Below are 17,631 nucleotides of genomic sequence, written 5' to 3' on the forward strand. Positions count from 1 at the left end.
ATATTACTATTAACAAGGTTTATGGTTTGTTTTTAGGTATGATATAGAGTGATCCGTCTTCCTTGTATTCAGCATAAGCAATGTCCTCAACGCATTGATAGCCATGCTCCCTGATCCATTCCTGGATCTGTATCTTATTCATCGTTCTGCCACGCATCGAATCTTCCAGCAGCCTACCTTTATCAATAACTGTAATGGAAAAAGAGGAAGACTGCTCCGATTGCTCCTCTTCAGACTTGCGCATAATCGACAGTGAGCCATTCGTTTCGAGCAGAGCATACTTCACTTCACTTAGAGAAAAAATATTTTGCTGCCGCAGCATAAACAGCAGTTGGGTAAACTCAATATCGTATTTCTCCATCAAATCCTGATTCACTTTGCCATCGTCAATAAGCAACACCGTCCGGCCTTCCGCCATGTTCCCGAACTTCACAAAATGGGTCGTTGCCTTTTCAAACAAATAAGACAAAGCGGTCCAGATGAAAAGCGCAAACAGCAGATGCCAGATCTTCACCTCATTATCATATATCGTATTCCCTACAATCTCACTTAAAATCAATGATGACAGGAAATCAAGTGGCGTCAATTGACTAAGCGTCTTGCGGCCAGTAATAAAGGTAATGATCCACAAACCAAAGAAACTAATGATCAGTTTGACACCTATAGTTACAAATATCTCCATTGCTGCACCTCCAGCTGGGACCTCGCACAAGGTCGTTGCCCTTATGACACGAAATCCATTCATGAAAGGTATTACACACTCCTAGTGGGGGATAAACAGCAAACGAGACGCTCTGCAACTTGCCCTTATGTTGGAATGGTGATAAGGAACGTTGTGCCTTTGCCTTTTTCACTATCAACTTCAACAATGCCTTTCACTTTATCAATGGTACTGTAGACCATAAGCATTCCCAGTCCTGTCCCTTCGGCTTTGGTCGAATAATACGGTTTACCGAGACGCGATATTTCTTCCTTTGTCATTCCAATGCCAGTATCGCGAATACTGATAATAATATTTTGTTTTTTTTCCGAAATATCGATGAACAGCGTACCACCGTCCTTTTCCTTCATGGCTTCGATTCCATTTTTATATAGATTAATAAGACATTGCTGTATTTGGTTCCGATCATAATTTTTGAATAGCGAATTATTAAAATTAAATTTGACCTCTACTTTGTGCATAGTGGCATAAGGCATGATGATATTTTTAGTATATTCTGCCTCCTCCTGCATGTTGGAATAAACCATATTATCGGATTGCGGCTTAGCAAATGAAAGATAGTCACTCACGATTTTTTCAGCCCTCTGTAATTCTAATAGAGATAACTCTACGTACTGTTTCTCCTCCCTTGTGATCGTCTTAGATTTATTCAACAGCTGCAAAAAACCGCTGGTCACTGTAAGCGGGTTTCTGATTTCATGTGATACACTTGCCGCTAGCTCGCTCACGACATTTAATCTTTCAGATTGCATAATTCGGTCGCGATTCTTAATATTAGTAATAATCTTTTCTATTAAGATCATATTGATACACATCACCCCGACATGCGTCGTAAAGGCATTTAAGGTGAGAAACCAATATTCCCTATTTAAACTCCCCTGTGTAAAGCCTAATATAATTAGGTAAAATCCCATTGTCAGAAAAGAAATTATTGTTGCCGCGATGATGCGACTTTTCGAATCTAGTTTTAAGAACCTTTTACTATATAGAGGAACTAGGATTAGGATTGAAGTGGCGAAAAGAAAGGATTGTAACGTACCCTCTCCCCCCACATAGAATCGATAGATATTTAAAAGGATATATAGCGGTAGAACGTTCTTGTATCCACCAAAAAGAGCCACAATGATAAACGGGATATATCTCAAATCAAAAATAAAGCCCATATCGAGTTTAAAAGGTTTGGCTATACAGAGACACATGGTCACTGCCGACAGTAGAACTAGAATCTTACTATTATAAGCAAAAGCACGATTTTCAAAGAAAAGTAGAAAAATTAAGATTGGAAACAATAAAAACAAGAAATTCAAAAGCAAGGTCTCAAACAAGGGATAACTTCCTTTCAGCCTAGTGTTGCTTAAAATACAGCGTACTGGAAAAATACGCTAAAATAATATTATAAGTAAAGTTCCCCTTATTAACTATGTATTTCTCAACCATTTTTAAAATAATAAAAAAAGCACCTGACGGCGTCCTTGGAGGTAAAGTTACAAGCTGAGTACATCCGTAATTCCATACTCGTATCCGTGTGAGGTTCCGCTTACCAACCGTATAGCCTTTATTTCGATGAAATAAGCACATATATTAGGGACGGACCATATTGCACTTATTCCCTAATAACAATCCCATTCCGGGTGAATCAGGGCGAATAAGGGCACTGGCTCGTTTACGTTACCAGCGGCACATTGTATTCGGTTTTTCGCATACATTTAGATCGTTTACGTTACCAGCGGCACATTGTATTCGGTTTTTCGCATACATTTAGCTCGTTACGTTACCGGCGGCACATTGTATTCGATTTTTCGCATACATTTAGATCGTTTACGTTACCGGCGGCACATTGTATTCGGTTTTTCGTATACATTTGTCCGTAAGCTCGACTAAAACATGCATTTCGGAGGATAAAAGGTCCACTCGGTCCGTTCTACATCCCAAAGAGGCGTGTGCTTAATAAAAAACAGGGCTCCCCATGGCCAACAGTTGAATATAGGACCATCCATTGAATTTGTTTCACATTTCTCCGCAGTCTCAAAATTTTACAAATTCTATTATTGCAAAAAACATCCAATGGATACTTTAATGATGCGATGATATTCTTACTCGTAATTTATTTAACGAATCGAATTATGATTATTTTGTCTTTTGTAAACCTCTTATTATGATCGATACAAGCAATATTCCTAAACATCCCCCTGTAATAGGCGAAACCACAAGAATACCAATTATATTCCTGCTCGAACTAAAAAGTAACTTCATACTGGTTACTACTATCGCTACAACAACTACTGATGTCCAAAAAATATTTTTTTGTATTGTTGTAACTGTTGGTATCATTGTTACCGTTTCTCGATGTCGATACAACGACCTAACTATGATCCAAGTTACCATGAGTAATCCGAATATGGAAAACGAATGCTGCAATATTTTATAAAGAGTGAAATTATAAATCACTATATCCCTTAATGGGGGAAATTGTTCTACAAAGTAACCATTGAAATGTGTAAAACCATCGATGAACACGTGAGTAAAGAAACCAATAATCACAGATATGATGAACACTATCCAGCCCTTAGAAGTCAATCTCCACTTGCTCAAGGTATTGTACGCTCGTTGATCTATATTATAGTTCGAAGGAAGATGCAATACTAATATCCCCTTAACTAAAAAATGGAAAATCAGTGCAATAATCACACATAGGGGAATTGCCTGTAATAATAATCCTGTTATAGAATGCCCTATACTTTGATGGGGCTCAAGCATAATAAAATATTCAAAATCAGGTGACATACTTCCTAGAATCAAGCCGGTAGCACTAAAGTATTTTGGTTTCACATATTTAAAAGGAAGTGCAAAAATAGGATGAGCAAAAGTGAAAGGCATAACAATCTCCTAGTGTTTATTATATTTTTTTAGCAACAAAGGTTATACAATCTGTTGTCAGTTTTACGGGTTGGCCTTTTCTATCAATTTCATATTCTATTTGTTTTACAAATCGTTGTTTAACTTCCCATCCAGTGTACTGCTGAACTAATAAATCCATCATTCTTACTGTAGGTATATTCACTTCAAACATCGGGTCTAGTTCTTGTCCATTTTCAAGGTTTACCTCTTGTATGTTCGATCCGATAATAATGCAATTGATTCCATTTCTTTTAGTTCCAATAATCATTTCGTTAAGTTTACTTTCCAGAGCTTTTTCCGAACTTATATGTTCCAAGGCAGATACAGCTAAGATAATGTCATATTCCTCTTGATCGATAATGAAATATTCAATGTCAGATAGTCTTGTTACAATAAATGGTTCGACTCCAAATTTTCGACTATAACCTTCCAATTTTTCTATGGCCGACTCCAATAAATCAACACAAACTACCTTCCCATTTCTATTTTTCATGGATTCCGCTATGGGGATACTATTCCTACCAATCCCAGCTCCTAAATCTAATACACTTAAGTATTCTTGATCTCTGTATTCTTCTAATAGATCGATTACCGTCTTTACGGGTCTATGTAGCCAGGAACCTGGCTCGAACAAATTATAACTATCGTAACACAAGTCATGATATCTCTTCTCTTCAGTTCTTATATTCGCTACTCTGTCCATATCACACCTCGAGCTTTCCTTATTACATATTTTCAACTAAGCATTGTACTGCGTTCAAATAAAACCTAAAATACTACATATATAGGATTTTTTTAATATTACACACTATGAACTCCCTATGATAATGAAGGAGATGGTTAACGTAGAGCCTACTCATCTACCACATCATAGCTATATCCACGCGACGGAGCTAGCTATTCAATACATGAAGGAGCATCTTGATGAAGAAGTAACTTCAGAGCAACTCGCTCATCTAGTCGGTTATAGCGCCTATCACTTCACTAGAATATTTAAGAAGGCAACAGGAATTTCACCACGCCAATACTTGTCCGCCTTGCGGATAGAATCTGGTAAACAAGCTCTGCTGAAACAACCTTCGTTGCTAACGAAGATTATGCTCTCGATAGGCTTCCGAAGTGCCGGCTCCTTCCATCATCGGTTCAAGCAATTCGTCGGCCTATCACCTAAGAAGTTTGCAGCCACTTCGTCTGAATTATTCTCCAATATGAATCAATATGAACACACACCCTTAACATCTGATACATTGCCATCCTCACCACAAATGTGCATTCACTGTCAACTAGAGACACCACCGGATTTTCGCGGTCTATTATTTGTAGGTTTATTTCCACGCCCCATTCCCGATCAGAAACCCATCGTCGGTACTGCGCTCAATATGCGCAATCGCGAATGCATATTTACTGATATCTCACCTGGTACGTATTACATACTTGCAGCAGGTATTCCATGGAGTCGTAATCCTGTTGACTATTTTAAGTTAGATACATGTTTGCGAGGGAAATTTGATGAACCTGTTGAAGTGAATATTACAACGAAGTTGCACGTACATCTCCTCTTATGAGATCCTCTCCCGTATGATCCACCAATCGTCGTTAATTTGCCGCTGTTATTGTTTGAGAAATATAACCGAAAGCGAGCAAACTAGAAGACTTTACAAGCTGATTAATCACATATACTTAATCAAATTGACAGTAATCTTCCTGATAAGAGGTGACCAGATGAGTCTAGTATCACAAATCGTCGTTAACAGTAATCTAGAATTGGTATGGAAGGCATGGACTGAAGCGGATCGTCTATCGGAATGGTTTGCACCAGAAGTATTAGTCGAATTGAAGGAAGGTGGGAAATACGAACTTTACTTCGATCCTAGCAACAAGCGATCGATGAGTACTGCTGGCTGTAAAATACTTCGGATAGAAGCACCTCATACACTCGTCTTTGAATGGAAAGGTCCTGATCCGTTCACTGAAGTCATGAATAAGCCCGCAAATCTAACACAGATTGAGGTGAAATTGAAAGCTCTTTCCGATGGTACACTTGTTACGATATGTCATTCGGGATGGACAGAATCTGAACCGTCACAAACCGCTAGAAGCTGGCTTTTAAGTCTTAAGAGCAAGTTAGAGGCAGGTCAAGGTATATTGTGCTGTCAATAAATGCTCCTATCCCTTGTTTGTGCACGTATTCTAACCTATTGGAGGAATAATTGTATGCCTAATATCAGTGTTATTTCTATTAACATAGCAGATATGACTGTTGCCATTGATTTCTATTGTAATAAATTAGGATTCGAAATCTCCACCCAATATGATGATTGCCTTGTTAGCTTGAAGCACGAACCTATCCCGATTGTACTCTGTCAAGTGGAGCTCAATACTCAAGTTCAGTATCCAAGAGAATCGCAAGTTGTAATTGGACTCCAAGTCGAGGACCTAGTCGCTTCTATTCAGCAATATAAGCTGCTTGGTATCAAAGTGCTATACGATGAACCTCGCGAGTGTCCTCCAGGCATCTATAACGCCATTGTAGATCCGTTTGGCAATGTAATTGAACTGTTGGAATATAGATAATTAGTATAAACCGTTACTTGCATTTTCGAGTAGCGGTTTCTCTCATTGCTATGAGACATCGATCAATACATGGGAACCAGTCCCATCTCCGATACGTGAATTGTGATTTGATACTGCTTCAAAGTAACGATGATTTCACGAAACGGTTCGAAATCTCCAAGTAAAAAGCAAATCAAAGTCGTAATACGGTTGTTAGCTCTTCTTCAATAATTTCGCCGCTGTCACGGAAACCGAAGCTTTCATAGAGCCTTTTAGCGGACAAGTTATCAGCCTTATAAGAAATCCAACAATATTGTGCGGGGCCAGCCGGTAAAGTGCGGATAAATTCTAAAATTCTTGTCATGGCTTCTCGGCCGTAGCCCTGATTCTGGTATCGTTTATCAATCATTAGTCGCAGGATACAATAGCTATCATTTACAAAGGATGGCACTTCATATCCAGTAATTCCATAAGTCATCATCACAAAACCAACCGGCTCTTCATCCGCGTAAATCGCAAACGGAAATGGATGACCACCATTGGTTACAAGGACATAACACGAAGCCATGCTTGATAAATTGGAAGCTACGAAGCGACGTTGATCGTCTGAAACCTCCAAATTGAAAATAGCACGTCGGTTTTCTAGTGTGATCTTTCTGAGAGTAATCATGCTGGGCTTCTCCCTTCATATCTAAATTATTGAGTTTGGATATTATATCATCATTTTCCATGTTTTGTAGCGAGAGTCTGCCCACTAGCTAAAAAAGGCTACCGTTCAATCGGTAGCCAGGATGAAGTACTTATGTCTTTTATTTTCCTAGAAATCCACCTTCAGACTTTATTACTTGCCCCGTAATCCACTGCGAATCATCACTCGCTAAGAAACTAATGCCTCTAGCTGCATCTTCAGGCAAACCGATTCTTCCCATTGGAAACATAGGTAAAAAATGAGTTTTCATCTCATCCGTTATCCACCCGGAATCCGTAGGACCCGGATCAAAACCATTAACTGTGATATGTAGCGGAGCTAAACCAACAGAAAGAGGTTCAATTAATCCAATTAATGCACCCTTTGTTAATATATAAGCCAGGTTATCAGGGTCAGGCCCTTTAGAAACCATAAAAATAATTCTACCTGGAGTCCCCTTTGAATGATTCTTTTCGAATCTTCTGGCAAATTCAGTACTGAGTAAAACCGTGCCACGATTGTTCACTACATAGTGTTGATCTAACGAAGTGATGCTCAGGTTCTGATAATTCGTGGGCACGCAATAAGCTGCATTGTTAATCAAAATGGAAGCATTTCCTAAAGTTTGTTCTATCTGATCCATAATCTTTATTGAGATTTCAGGATTGGAAAAATCTGCTTCCATGTGACTCGCCCTGACTCCCAAGCTTTTCAGTTCTGCACAAAGTTGTTCCGGCCATTCCTTTTCTCCACCATTCCCTTCTGTTTCATCAAAAGGATGCCAATGCGTAAAGAAAATATCTGCCCCCTGGCTTGCAAGTGAACGGCATATGGCTGTTCCGATTCCTGTGGATCTGCTTGCTCCAGTAACGATTGCAATTTTATTTTTCAATGAGTTCATCTATACCATCTCCGATCATAAATTAGAAGGATAGATAGGTAGAGATCCATAGACATAAGCAGATTCAGCATCACTAAACTATAAGGGAGATAGTGTACCGTCATATTAATTATGTGCATTAATGCAGGAACAGTTACTGTTCTATCCTTTAACAATAGTAGCTGAAATTCTGCATCAAACATAGATAAACTTTCCAAAACTATTAATGAATTTACATCACTTGTAAGTCATCCCTTCAGCTTCGTTCCTCTACAAGTTCTAACGCCCTGTTCTTCTGATCAAACTTACTGTTATTTGAGGAGACCTGCGCTCTTGTTGACGCATCCGGCTCGATATACAACTTGGCGCTGTTCACGGCTAACGCTGCATCCGTAAAAGCTCCGGCAATAAGATAAAGCTTGCTTCCGTAATTTGCCGTATCTCCAGCCACGAACACTCCTGGAAGATTGGTTGCCAGCTTCTCGTCCGCATTAAAATTCCAATCCTCTCTCACTAACCCCCAATCTACAATAGGACCTAAATCCCCGCGTAGCCCATGATTAATTAGGACGGCATCCACCGCAAGACGCTCCTGTTCTGTTTCATCCGTCCATTCCCCCTCCGCATTTAATGGAGCGATTGAAACAGCATCAAGGCGATTGCCATTCCCATATAAATCCTTAATGGCATATGGCGTAAGAACTTGAACGTTCGATGCCTTCATCCGCCTCACATTCCGTTCCATACCACTGAATCGATCCCGCCTGTGTACGAGCGTAACCGATGAAGCGATTCCTACTAGTTCATTAGCCCAATCGACAGCTGAATCACCGCCTCCGGAGATTAGCACTCTTTTACCGCGAAAGCTTGCCACATCCGTAACGTTATAATGGAGATTATCCTTTTCGTAATTTTCCGCTCCGGGCAGGTTAAGCTTAGCAAGCTTTAGCGCACCATGGCCTATGGCCAAAATCAGCGTCCGGCTCCAATGCTGCTCTCCGGTCGCAGATGTTATACGCATCGTGCCATCCACCAATCTCTCTAACCCGGTAATTTGTTGACCCAGTACAATGGTCGGATCAAAAGTTTGAGCTTGCTGGATCATGAGCTTTGTCAGCTGTGCTGCGCGATTCGGGGCCATGCCGCCGACATCCCAGACGATCTTCTCCGGATACATTAATGTCCTTCCTCCGAGTTCCTCTCTCGCCTCAATCAGTTTCGTCTTCATGTCGCGCATTCCACTGTAAAAGGCAGCATACAACCCTGCCGGTCCTCCACCGATTATAGTTACGTCAAAAAGCTCCAATTTCTGACCCATTCTTTGCCTCCCTCTGTTCTCATCCTCTTGAAAGAAGATCTAAATCTTCTTGCGCTTAAACAGCAGATACATGAAAAAAGGAGCTCCAATGCCTGCTGTGAACACGCCTGCCGGAACATCTAGCGGTTGAAAAAGCATTCTTCCTGCCAAATCCGCCAACAGTAGAATGATTGCACCTATTAACGCGGATACCGGGATGATCAGCTTGTAAGAATTTCCAACAAGCATTCTGGAGATATGCGGTGCCATCAATCCGATGAACGATATCGTCCCGGCTACGCCAACTGCAGCACCGGCAAGTGCAACGCTATAAAATAAGAGAAGCATTCGGCTTAGCTGAAGCCTGCTTCCAAGCCCGCGAGCGACATCCTCACCTAAGGATTGCACATTTAATTCCTTCGCGAGCAGTAGCGATAAAGGAATGAATACCGCCACCCATGGCCACAGCACTTCAATATAACTCCAATTGGTGCCGTAGATGCTTCCCGTCATCCAATTCAGCACTTGTGCGGCCAAATAAGCCGGCCCGCTAATTAGCAGAAACGTAGTGAGCGCCCCCATTGCGGTAGAAATGCCAATGCCGATCAGCACCAGCCGAAACGGCGACACGCCTTTTTTCCAAGCAAATACATAATTAATAGTTGTCGCAACCAACGCGCCACCAATGGCTATGAACGGTACCCAGTGGATACTGTAGCCGGTCACGAAAGTCATGAAGGCAACCACAGCTACCGATGCCCCTCCGGTTACACCCAGCAGATCGGGCGAAGCGAGAGGATTGCGGATGACGCCCTGTAATAGCGCACCCGCTACTGCCAATGCTGCGCCAATGAGTATAGCGGCTACTATTCGAGGCAAACGGAACTGCATAATGATCAGGTTACTGGCTTCTGCGTTTCGTCCCGTAAGAGAAGCAAGTACCTCTTTTAATGGTACGCTAACTCCCCCAACGGATAAACTAAGGAGCGACAAGGCGGCAACGATACAAGTTAAACCTAAAAACAACAAGAACGAATGCTTCGCTATACGCGCTTTAAGCATGCTGTTTCCTCCTAGCCACATGGATCAGAAAGGGAACGCCGATAATCGCCGTTGCGACACCAACCGGAACTTCTCTGGATTCCAGAATAAAGCGCGATGCTAAATCCGCAGTCACCAAAAGAATCGCCCCAACTAATGCGGTATAAGGAAGCAGCCATCTAAAATCATGCCCAACGATGTATCTGCATAAGTGAGGGACAATAAGTCCTATGAAAGCAATCGGACCAGCTGCTGCTACCGAGCTTCCCGCCAATAGTACAATTGCCGTAGCCGACAGCACGCGGACCAGCGTTAGACGCTGTCCCAAGCTCTTCGCGCTATCGTCTCCAATCGCCATAATATTTAACGAGCCCGATAGTAATAGTGAGATCGTCATTCCTATTGCCATATAAGGCAGAACCATCAATAAATGCTCCAGATTTCTTCCTTCTACAGAGCCGATCATCCAGAATAGGGCTGATTCCAACGACTGCTTATTAATTAGAATAATGCCGGATGTAATAGAGGAAGCGAAAGCTGCCATACAAGCGCCGGCCAAGGTCAGCTTTACAGGCTCGAAACCGCCTCCTTGCAATCCAAGCGTATAGACAACCGCCGATGTTGCGACCGCACCTGCGAAAGCAAGCCAGACCATGCCGCTCATCGTTAACGAGGAACCGAATACGAGTAGCCCGATGACAATAAATAGCACAGCGCCCGCATTTACACCGAAGACAGAGGGAGAAGCCAGCGGATTTCTTGTCAGAACCTGCATAATTGCCCCGGCTACTGCTAAACTTGCCCCCACCAGTGCCGCAATCAGGGTTCGGGGAACACGAACCTTCGTCAGAATAAGATGTTCGTTCGAACCGTTGAATTGACTGTAAGCCAGCCATAGATCTTTCAAGCTGAATTGATGAAGACCATACAATACACTGCATAACATACTAATTAGAAGCAAAATTGCACCGACAACTAGGCCGGCGAGCTTTCGCTTGCTTAGGAAAGAACCATTCACGTCTGCACCGAGCCTCCTATTCATTGGCAGTCTTAACAACTAAACTGCCGGAATCGTCAACAAGCTGACGCGAATACAGCGCCAGCTTGTTGATTCGATCCGCCTTTATTATTTCACATCAAAGTATTTAACGAGTTCGTCCAGCAACAGATTGGCTGCTTCATATCCGCCTGCCGAGTTCCAGATTGCTTCATCGACTTGAATCACCTTTTTGTTCTTTGAAACGCTCAAATTTTGGAACAACGGATCTTTTTTCCATTCCTCCACGACCTTCGATGCATCGTCCTTGCCCGGAGTCTCCGACACGAAATAGAAGAGAACATCACCATCCATGCTAGGAATCGTCTCTTTGGTCATAACTTCGATAAAGGAGTCTTTATCCTGCGATTCAGGCCGTGCAATTCCTAATTGGCTCAAGAGCACGCCGGAGAACGTTTGCTTCTGATAAATACGCACTTGTTTCGCGGAGAAGCGCACCACCGACACTTTCGTGTCTGCTTTGCTACCGAGCTTCGCCTTGACTTCCGCAACTCGTTTATCGAAGTCCGCCATCGCCTGCGCTCCTTCTTCCTGCTTGTTTAAAGCTTCGGAGTAGAGTTTGAAATTAATCTTCCAATCTCCTGCCAGGTCATCGGAGAATATCGTCGGAGCTATCTGCTTTAATTGGTCGTAGATTTTCTCTTGTCTGACCTTATTACCGATAATCAGATCCGGCTTGAGGCTCGCGATCAATTCAATATTCGGCTGAAGCTCGTCTCCCACAACCGTAACGCCTTCCATGTCTTTCTTGATATGGTCGTACCAAGGGTCACCAATCCAAGACTGAACGGCTCCGACCGGTTTGATGCCCAGTGCCAAAAGTGCCTCTGTTCCTTCATTGGTCAATATGACAACACGTTCAGGGGCGCCGGTAAGCGTTTCTTCCCCCATCGCATGCTTAATCACTCTTGTGTCATTACTTACATCCGTCGACGGACTCGCAGCTGGACTTGCGGAAGTTGCAACATTATTAGTAGAAGTGCTGTTGCTTGTCGGTGTGACATTCGTTCCCCCTGTCGAGCATGCACTCAAAAAGAGAACGAAACAAAATAATAAGGTTGCTGCCATTGTTGTTCTTGACTTACGATACATCGGTATTTCCCCTTCTCTTTTATATTGATAATGATTCTCAAACTCATTACCAATATAACGTTGCTGCCTTCTAGCAACAATGGGAGATCTGAACACGAAGGATGGATTATTTCGACGCTGCTCCTGTTGCAACGCTGCTTCTTTAAAGCTGGTGGGAGAAACACCCTCGTATTTCTTGAAGATACGGCTGAAATAATAGCTGTCGGTATAGCCTACACTCTCGGCAATTTCCTTCAGCGTGAAATCTGTGGATAGAAGCAACTGCTTCGCTTTGCTCATCCGCAATTGAATCAAATAATCGATCGGGCTCGTTCTCACTTGCTTCTTAAAGGCGTGCAGTAGCTGTCTGGAGCTGCAACTAAGGTGTTCAAGCAGCGTCTCAAGCGTTATCGGCTCCCGATAGCGTTCATGAATATAACGAACCGCTTGGGCCACCAAGTCAGGCTTAACGGCTATGATATTCTGGCGTTCCATCTGCTCTAGAATTTCATAAACCATTTGATAAAATATCGCTTTAACTTGAAGCTTATTGAGTAGATCTGAACGATGCCACTCCTTGCTCATGGAGGTGACATGATGGAAAACGGAAATCGGATAATGGGGCTTAAATACATATTGCATTTGAAACGGATTGTGCTTCTCCATCAGCTTGATCGTTTCTTGACGGGATGGTAGTGCTAGTACCGCTTTATACAAAATAATATAGTATTCCAGCAGCTCATCTGCCGTAATATCAAGGTAGAGACCCTTGCCCCCATGGAGCAAGGAAAACCGGCTGATGCGGTGTGCTATGCCGTCCAATTGGAGATGTGCGCTACCTCTAGTCACATATAAGAAGACGCTTGAGGGCATTCTGTACGCATGCTGCTCCTCGCCTTGTTCCATTCTTGTATGTCGTATATCTATGATCTTGATGAATGCCTGATTCCATAGCAAAGCTTGATCATTCAATGTCACCGTCTTGCGCTCCCCCTTCTCTATCACTCCATGTTGAGAGATTTATACCCCCATCATATATGATAATGATTATCATTTACAATGATATTCGCAGAACTATTTTCCAGCAGTGTTACTGACAATGGAACGTAAAAAAGACGAGCAACCGTTGATGGTTTGCTCGTCTTTTCTATCAAATTTAATAAATGTTTTATTTCCTCCCGATAGCTGATGTGTGTTGAAGGATTTTCGACACACATTCATCTAAGGAAAACTTGTCTGTCTCTACGATCACATCCGGGCTAACGGGCTCCTCATATGGAGAATCAATACCCGTAAAATGCTTGATTTGTCCGGCTCTTGCTTGTTTATATAGACCTTTCGGATCTCTCTCCTCACATACTTCCAAAGGACATTGAACATAAACTTCCTTGTAGGAATCCCCTATGAGAGAACGGACCTTATCGCGTGTAGAGCGGTAGGGAGAGATCGAGGCAACGATCACATTCAGGTTCGCATCAAGCAGAATCTTACCAATCTCACCAATTCTTCTACCAACTTCCAATCGATCTTCTTCGCTAAATTGAAGATCCTGATTAATACCTCTCCTCAATGTATCACCATCCAGAATGTAGCAATTCTCAATGTGATTTTTCAGTTCCTCTGCAAGCGTAGATTTACCTGAACCCGATAGTCCAGTTAGCCAGATCATTTGATTCATAGATACGTACCTCTTCCTGCTTGATTCTATTGTTAAAATACTTTGTATGGTTATTCTAGCTTAAACACAATTTCAGTATCTGTCCCATCCTTCTTTAAGGGTGAACTAAATTCCCTGAACTCTAATTTAATACCGGAGATATCGTCGGGGAGTGGCGGAGATACTACGTAGTTATAAGCTGCATGCCCTGATGAACTTCCGCCATTCGTCATTCTACTGTCATACGCTTCTCCTATATACAGCTCAAAATGGTTAAGTTTATTGGCATATAATTCAGAGGTAATATCCCAATCTATACTAAGCGTGACAACACTTGCATTACTGTATTGTCGTATAGAGGTCAGTGTATAGAAGAACTCATCTGCCTCAATAGATTGTAGAACAGCAATATGTTTTCTAAAACCCGTTGGCTCGACCATCGGCTTAAAATGATCTTCACTAAATAATGTCCCAAATACCGTTTTCAAAAAATCCTCGTAGAGTTCAAACCTCGCCGCCCAATCTGAAATATACTCAAAAGATGGGAATCCTGGATTATTATCCGAGCGTTCCTTACGTTGTTTTATCAATGCACAAATCTGCTCATCGATATCCGTAATTCTTTGATCGTAATGCTCGGTTGGGCGTATAAACTGCATCCGTTTCATCTTAGTCCTCCTTATTGCAATTCTTTGCATTCATATGCTTATTAGACTAGCGTTACTTCAACAAACTATTTTATACATTTAAACACGAGAAAAAGTGGGATCCTCATCCTTCTCTTATACTCTCCTTCACTATTAAAAAACTGAGGATTTGGTTTACATTCTCTAATATCCTCTATTTTAAATCCAACATGTTTCAGTGACTGAAAATACTCTTCAAAAGTTCTGTGGTACTTAACTACACTTTCTCCAATCCAAGGCTCCATTCTCTTACCCATTTCAAAATAGTTATCGACGATCCAGTCCGACTTTCTTTCTGAAGTTGTTGCACTTTTCATGGATGATGTTAGAACCGGATGCTGTACACTAAAAATAAACTGACCATTAGGGATAAGCGCACTACGGATACTATCAAAGATTGGTTCTAGGTCTTGTAAATAATGAATAGCCAATCGAGAGATTACCAAATCATATTTCTCTTTTGGGTAATTCCAACTCTCCATAGTAGCATGGTGAATCTCACGTTTAGATGTATTTAACAGTTCTTTTGCCGCTTTGACCATATTACTTGAACCTTCCACACCTTCGTAAAAGTTACATCCCTGCTCAAGCAACTCATATCCGAACTTAGCATCCCCGCATCCTAAATCGAGCACCTTTTTCCCAAGTACATCGCCCATAAGATCATATATAACCGGCTTTTCAATAATGTTATTTGGGCTATCCGCTCTGTTTCTTCTCAATAAATAGTTATAGAAAAAATCTTCATTGTCATACACCGATGACCCTTTGTAATCCAACAGAATACCTCCTTGCTGTAAGAAAATTCTTTTGGGTAATTTTAGCATTTAAAACAACCTTATACTACCGATAATTTCATTTAGCTCTTAAACCTATCATTAAAAAAAACACCCCAAAGAGTCTCTCTGAGGTGTCCAATTCTTAGTGTTTGATTGGCAACGTATAGTATCCAAAAGCAAGATCAAGTAAAGCACTCGCTTCTTGGCGAAGCAAAGGCTTTTTAGAACGAAAATCGACAGACCCGTCATCATTCACTTTTGTATCAGGATCTACAATGCCTTGTGACACTAATGCTATGATCGAATCAGTGGCCCATGAGTCTGTGTCACCTTTAAGCGTAATTTCTGAAGCTTGCTTAGCTTGTTTTAGATTTTGAATCATAACGGCTGCTACTTGTCTTGTGATGACAGCATTACGATCAAAACCAGGGATTCCTTTTTTCGTTAATTCTTTATTCCCCTCAATTAAATGAGGAAAGCCGTACCATCCATGGGCAAGAATTAGAGCATCCATAAACTCACCTTGCGTCATCGTTCCCTGTGGTTCGAAATTGTTGCCAGATTTAGCACTTATCACATCAAGCGAATACAGGTTGTCGATGTAAGATTTATAAACGCTCTCCTCAGATACATCAGCGAATGCTGGCTTCGTGTGAACCTTACGAGCATCTGAAACAAAGTCTGGGCTATTAGGATTCGTATAATAAAAGTATTCGATCTGATCTTTATGATCTTTTTTAAAGGCCAATTTGTTACCTAATTCATCTTCGAACAATAGCGGATTAATCATTCGTAACGTATGTGTACCGCTTGTTCCAGTCTCCATAATCAGATTGCCATCTGCATAGGTGAAGTTCGATTTCAAGAAATAGAATCTGGTGTTCAAATAAGTTCCAGTATATTTAGTAGCTTCTGATGCAGGCAATGGGAGATACGTTGGCGCCTCTGGTGCTTTCTTTTCAGGAAAATAGTGATCCATCAAGGCTTCATAAATGTCTAAGCTCATCATTGTGTCATTGTTATAGGACATGTAGAAAGCGGTATTCTCCTCTGGCAATAATACGATCAGTGATTGATGACCAGGCATATTTCCACCTTTGAGAACCACATGATAGCCATTCATCAGATCATTACGATACCCTTCAAATCCTCCAACCGTCGTCATCGGAAGCGATTCATTCGCAAATACAGAGTAGGTTTGCATCATCTTCGTGGTTTCTTTACTAATGATTTGCTTCCCATTCACACTACCTTGTTGTTGAAACAGAGTTAAATATTTAGCCATATCTTCTCCTGTGGAAAGGATGCTGCCCTGTGGCCCATCGGTAGGCGCATGCCCAAAGGTTGGATGAGGTTTACCATCTGGTCCATAATGCGTGGCCATTCTAGCTAAAAGCTCTGGGGTAAATCGAGCACTAGTAGAGTTCATTCCTAACGGTTTGAACACATGGTTCTCCATATACTTATAAAACGGGGTACCACTTACGTTCTCAATCGCATAGCCCGCAAGTAAAAAGGCAAAATTATCATAGGTATACGCTTCACCCGGCGTCCGAACGACAGTCGGCATATGCTCCGTCATAAACTTTTTCATGGGGATGTCCTGATCTACATATTCCGGTGCAACAAAGTTAGCTTTATCCGGGTAATCAAAGCCCGTTGTGTAAGATAACATATTTCTTAAGGTTAACGGAGTTTCCGTTTCATTTGGTACTTTCATTCCGCCAAGATACGCATTGATATCGTGATCAAGATTCATCTTTCCTTGTTCCACTAGCTGCAAAGCTGCTAAAGCGGTAAATGTCTTCGACACGGATGCGATCTGAAAGACGGTATTCTTATCAACAAGGGTTTTCTTTTCTTTGTCCGCATATCCGTACCCTTTATTCACGAGCACCTTTCCGTCTTTAACCACTACAAAATTGGATCCGTTCACATTGTATTCCTTCATTTTCTGCGCAAATATAGGGTCCGCGAAAGCCTCGATTTCTTTTCCATTAAAAGATCCTTTCGAACTGGTTGCGTTAGTGGAGACTGGTGCTGAACATGCTGTAAATACAGCTGTTGATAATAATAGTGCGATGACGCTAAGCTTGCGTGTCTTTTTCTTCATAATCCATTCTCCTCTATAGGGTTAGTTGTAAATAGTAAACCTGTTCTGAGTATCACAAACGGATTGTCATTCTAGCTAGAAACGTTCTGTCACCAATTAGCTTCGTTACATGTCATATGACATAACGATTTAATCAAAAAAAAGACACCAACAAGGAGTCAGTGTCTTTCATTTCGTATATTAGTCTAGA

17 protein-coding genes are annotated in these 17,631 nt (G+C 41.6%); 3 read left to right on the forward strand and 14 right to left on the reverse strand.

Translation table 11 applies throughout. The features are described 5' to 3' along the window. Nucleotides 1-19: 19 nt before the first annotated feature. The 4 genes from NYE25_RS10295 to NYE25_RS10310 form a co-directional block, all read right to left on the reverse strand. Entirely contained in the window at nt 20-682 is a 663-nt protein-coding gene (locus tag NYE25_RS10295; RefSeq protein WP_341145853.1) for a DUF421 domain-containing protein, read from the reverse strand. A gap of 125 nt (nt 683-807) precedes the next feature. Next, nucleotides 808-2,046 (reverse strand): ATP-binding protein, encoded by a 1,239-nt coding sequence (locus NYE25_RS10300; RefSeq protein ID WP_341145854.1) that lies wholly within the window; start codon nt 2,044-2,046, stop codon nt 808-810. Nucleotides 2,047-2,848: 802 nt separating this feature from the next. Then, nucleotides 2,849-3,598 carry a DUF4184 family protein gene (locus NYE25_RS10305; protein ID WP_341145855.1) on the reverse strand — a complete coding sequence of 250 codons (750 nt, stop codon included), beginning with the start codon at nt 3,596-3,598 and terminating at the stop codon, nt 2,849-2,851. 19 nt (nt 3,599-3,617) lie between these two features. After that, entirely contained in the window at nt 3,618-4,322 is a 705-nt protein-coding gene (locus NYE25_RS10310) for a class I SAM-dependent methyltransferase (RefSeq protein ID WP_341145856.1), read from the reverse strand. A 133-nt stretch (nt 4,323-4,455) separates the two neighbouring features. Between NYE25_RS10310 and NYE25_RS10315 the strand changes: the two genes are divergently transcribed. The 3 genes from NYE25_RS10315 (at nt 4,456) to NYE25_RS10325 (ending at nt 6,193) form a co-directional block, all read left to right on the forward strand. After that, complete coding sequence (locus NYE25_RS10315; protein WP_341145857.1) at nt 4,456-5,184, forward strand: AraC family transcriptional regulator; 729 nt, start codon at nt 4,456-4,458, stop codon at nt 5,182-5,184. 157 nt (nt 5,185-5,341) lie between these two features. Further along, a complete protein-coding gene (locus tag NYE25_RS10320; protein WP_341145858.1) occupies nt 5,342-5,779 on the forward strand; it encodes an SRPBCC family protein in 438 nt (145 codons plus the stop codon). Between the two features lie 54 nt (nt 5,780-5,833). Then, nucleotides 5,834-6,193 (forward strand): VOC family protein, encoded by a 360-nt coding sequence (locus tag NYE25_RS10325; RefSeq protein ID WP_149646944.1) that lies wholly within the window; start codon nt 5,834-5,836, stop codon nt 6,191-6,193. 172 nt (nt 6,194-6,365) lie between these two features. Here NYE25_RS10325 and NYE25_RS10330 read toward each other — a convergent pair whose 3' ends face one another. The 10 genes from NYE25_RS10330 to NYE25_RS10375 form a co-directional block, all read right to left on the reverse strand. Next, nucleotides 6,366-6,842 (reverse strand): GNAT family N-acetyltransferase, encoded by a 477-nt coding sequence (locus tag NYE25_RS10330; RefSeq protein ID WP_341145859.1) that lies wholly within the window; start codon nt 6,840-6,842, stop codon nt 6,366-6,368. Between the two features lie 139 nt (nt 6,843-6,981). Beyond that, on the reverse strand, nt 6,982-7,761 hold the full coding sequence (locus NYE25_RS10335) for an SDR family oxidoreductase (RefSeq protein ID WP_341145860.1): 780 nt from the start codon (nt 7,759-7,761) through the stop codon (nt 6,982-6,984). 235 nt (nt 7,762-7,996) lie between these two features. Beyond that, nucleotides 7,997-9,058: an NAD(P)/FAD-dependent oxidoreductase gene (locus tag NYE25_RS10340; protein ID WP_341145861.1), complete on the reverse strand. Its 1,062-nt coding sequence runs from the start codon at nt 9,056-9,058 to the stop codon at nt 7,997-7,999. A gap of 39 nt (nt 9,059-9,097) precedes the next feature. Further along, on the reverse strand, nt 9,098-10,099 hold the full coding sequence (locus tag NYE25_RS10345) for a FecCD family ABC transporter permease (RefSeq protein ID WP_341145862.1): 1,002 nt from the start codon (nt 10,097-10,099) through the stop codon (nt 9,098-9,100). Beyond that, nucleotides 10,092-11,120: a FecCD family ABC transporter permease gene (locus tag NYE25_RS10350; RefSeq protein ID WP_042189822.1), complete on the reverse strand. Its 1,029-nt coding sequence runs from the start codon at nt 11,118-11,120 to the stop codon at nt 10,092-10,094. Before NYE25_RS10350 ends, NYE25_RS10345 begins: the two co-directional genes overlap by 8 nt. A gap of 84 nt (nt 11,121-11,204) precedes the next feature. Further along, a complete protein-coding gene (locus NYE25_RS10355; RefSeq protein ID WP_341145863.1) occupies nt 11,205-13,184 on the reverse strand; it encodes an AraC family transcriptional regulator in 1,980 nt (659 codons plus the stop codon). 190 nt (nt 13,185-13,374) lie between these two features. Further along, nucleotides 13,375-13,938 carry an adenylyl-sulfate kinase gene (gene cysC, locus NYE25_RS10360; protein WP_341147714.1) on the reverse strand — a complete coding sequence of 188 codons (564 nt, stop codon included), beginning with the start codon at nt 13,936-13,938 and terminating at the stop codon, nt 13,375-13,377. Further along, on the reverse strand, nt 13,935-14,531 hold the full coding sequence (locus NYE25_RS10365; protein ID WP_341145864.1) for a hypothetical protein: 597 nt from the start codon (nt 14,529-14,531) through the stop codon (nt 13,935-13,937). The genes cysC and NYE25_RS10365 overlap by 4 nt, the downstream gene beginning before the upstream one ends. Before the next feature lie 65 nt (nt 14,532-14,596). Then, on the reverse strand, nt 14,597-15,328 hold the full coding sequence (locus tag NYE25_RS10370; RefSeq protein ID WP_341128725.1) for a class I SAM-dependent DNA methyltransferase: 732 nt from the start codon (nt 15,326-15,328) through the stop codon (nt 14,597-14,599). Nucleotides 15,329-15,470: 142 nt separating this feature from the next. After that, nucleotides 15,471-17,441: a serine hydrolase gene (locus NYE25_RS10375; protein ID WP_341060151.1), complete on the reverse strand. Its 1,971-nt coding sequence runs from the start codon at nt 17,439-17,441 to the stop codon at nt 15,471-15,473. Nucleotides 17,442-17,631 lie beyond the last annotated feature (190 nt).

The sequence above is a fragment of the Paenibacillus sp. FSL E2-8871 genome (genome assembly GCF_038000345.1).
Lineage (GTDB): Bacteria > Bacillota > Bacilli > Paenibacillales > Paenibacillaceae > Paenibacillus_AQ.

Bases quoted from the DNA above. Each gene is read 5' to 3' on its own strand.
- NYE25_RS10350 (WP_042189822.1), bottom strand. From the start codon at position 11,120: ATGAATAGGAGGCTCGGTGCAGACGTGAATGGTTCTTTCCTAAGCAAG.
- NYE25_RS10330 (WP_341145859.1), bottom strand. From the start codon at position 6,842: ATGATTACTCTCAGAAAGATCACACTAGAAAACCGACGTGCTATTTTC.
- NYE25_RS10365 (WP_341145864.1), bottom strand. From the start codon at position 14,531: ATGAAACGGATGCAGTTTATACGCCCAACCGAGCATTACGATCAAAGA.
- NYE25_RS10310 (WP_341145856.1), bottom strand. From the start codon at position 4,322: ATGGACAGAGTAGCGAATATAAGAACTGAAGAGAAGAGATATCATGAC.
- NYE25_RS10335 (WP_341145860.1), bottom strand. From the start codon at position 7,761: ATGAACTCATTGAAAAATAAAATTGCAATCGTTACTGGAGCAAGCAGA.
- NYE25_RS10340 (WP_341145861.1), bottom strand. From the start codon at position 9,058: ATGGGTCAGAAATTGGAGCTTTTTGACGTAACTATAATCGGTGGAGGA.
- NYE25_RS10345 (WP_341145862.1), bottom strand. From the start codon at position 10,099: ATGCTTAAAGCGCGTATAGCGAAGCATTCGTTCTTGTTGTTTTTAGGT.
- NYE25_RS10295 (WP_341145853.1), bottom strand. From the start codon at position 682: ATGGAGATATTTGTAACTATAGGTGTCAAACTGATCATTAGTTTCTTT.
- NYE25_RS10315 (WP_341145857.1), top strand. From the start codon at position 4,456: ATGGTTAACGTAGAGCCTACTCATCTACCACATCATAGCTATATCCAC.
- NYE25_RS10375 (WP_341060151.1), bottom strand. From the start codon at position 17,441: ATGAAGAAAAAGACACGCAAGCTTAGCGTCATCGCACTATTATTATCA.
- NYE25_RS10325 (WP_149646944.1), top strand. From the start codon at position 5,834: ATGCCTAATATCAGTGTTATTTCTATTAACATAGCAGATATGACTGTT.
- NYE25_RS10320 (WP_341145858.1), top strand. From the start codon at position 5,342: ATGAGTCTAGTATCACAAATCGTCGTTAACAGTAATCTAGAATTGGTA.
- NYE25_RS10305 (WP_341145855.1), bottom strand. From the start codon at position 3,598: ATGCCTTTCACTTTTGCTCATCCTATTTTTGCACTTCCTTTTAAATAT.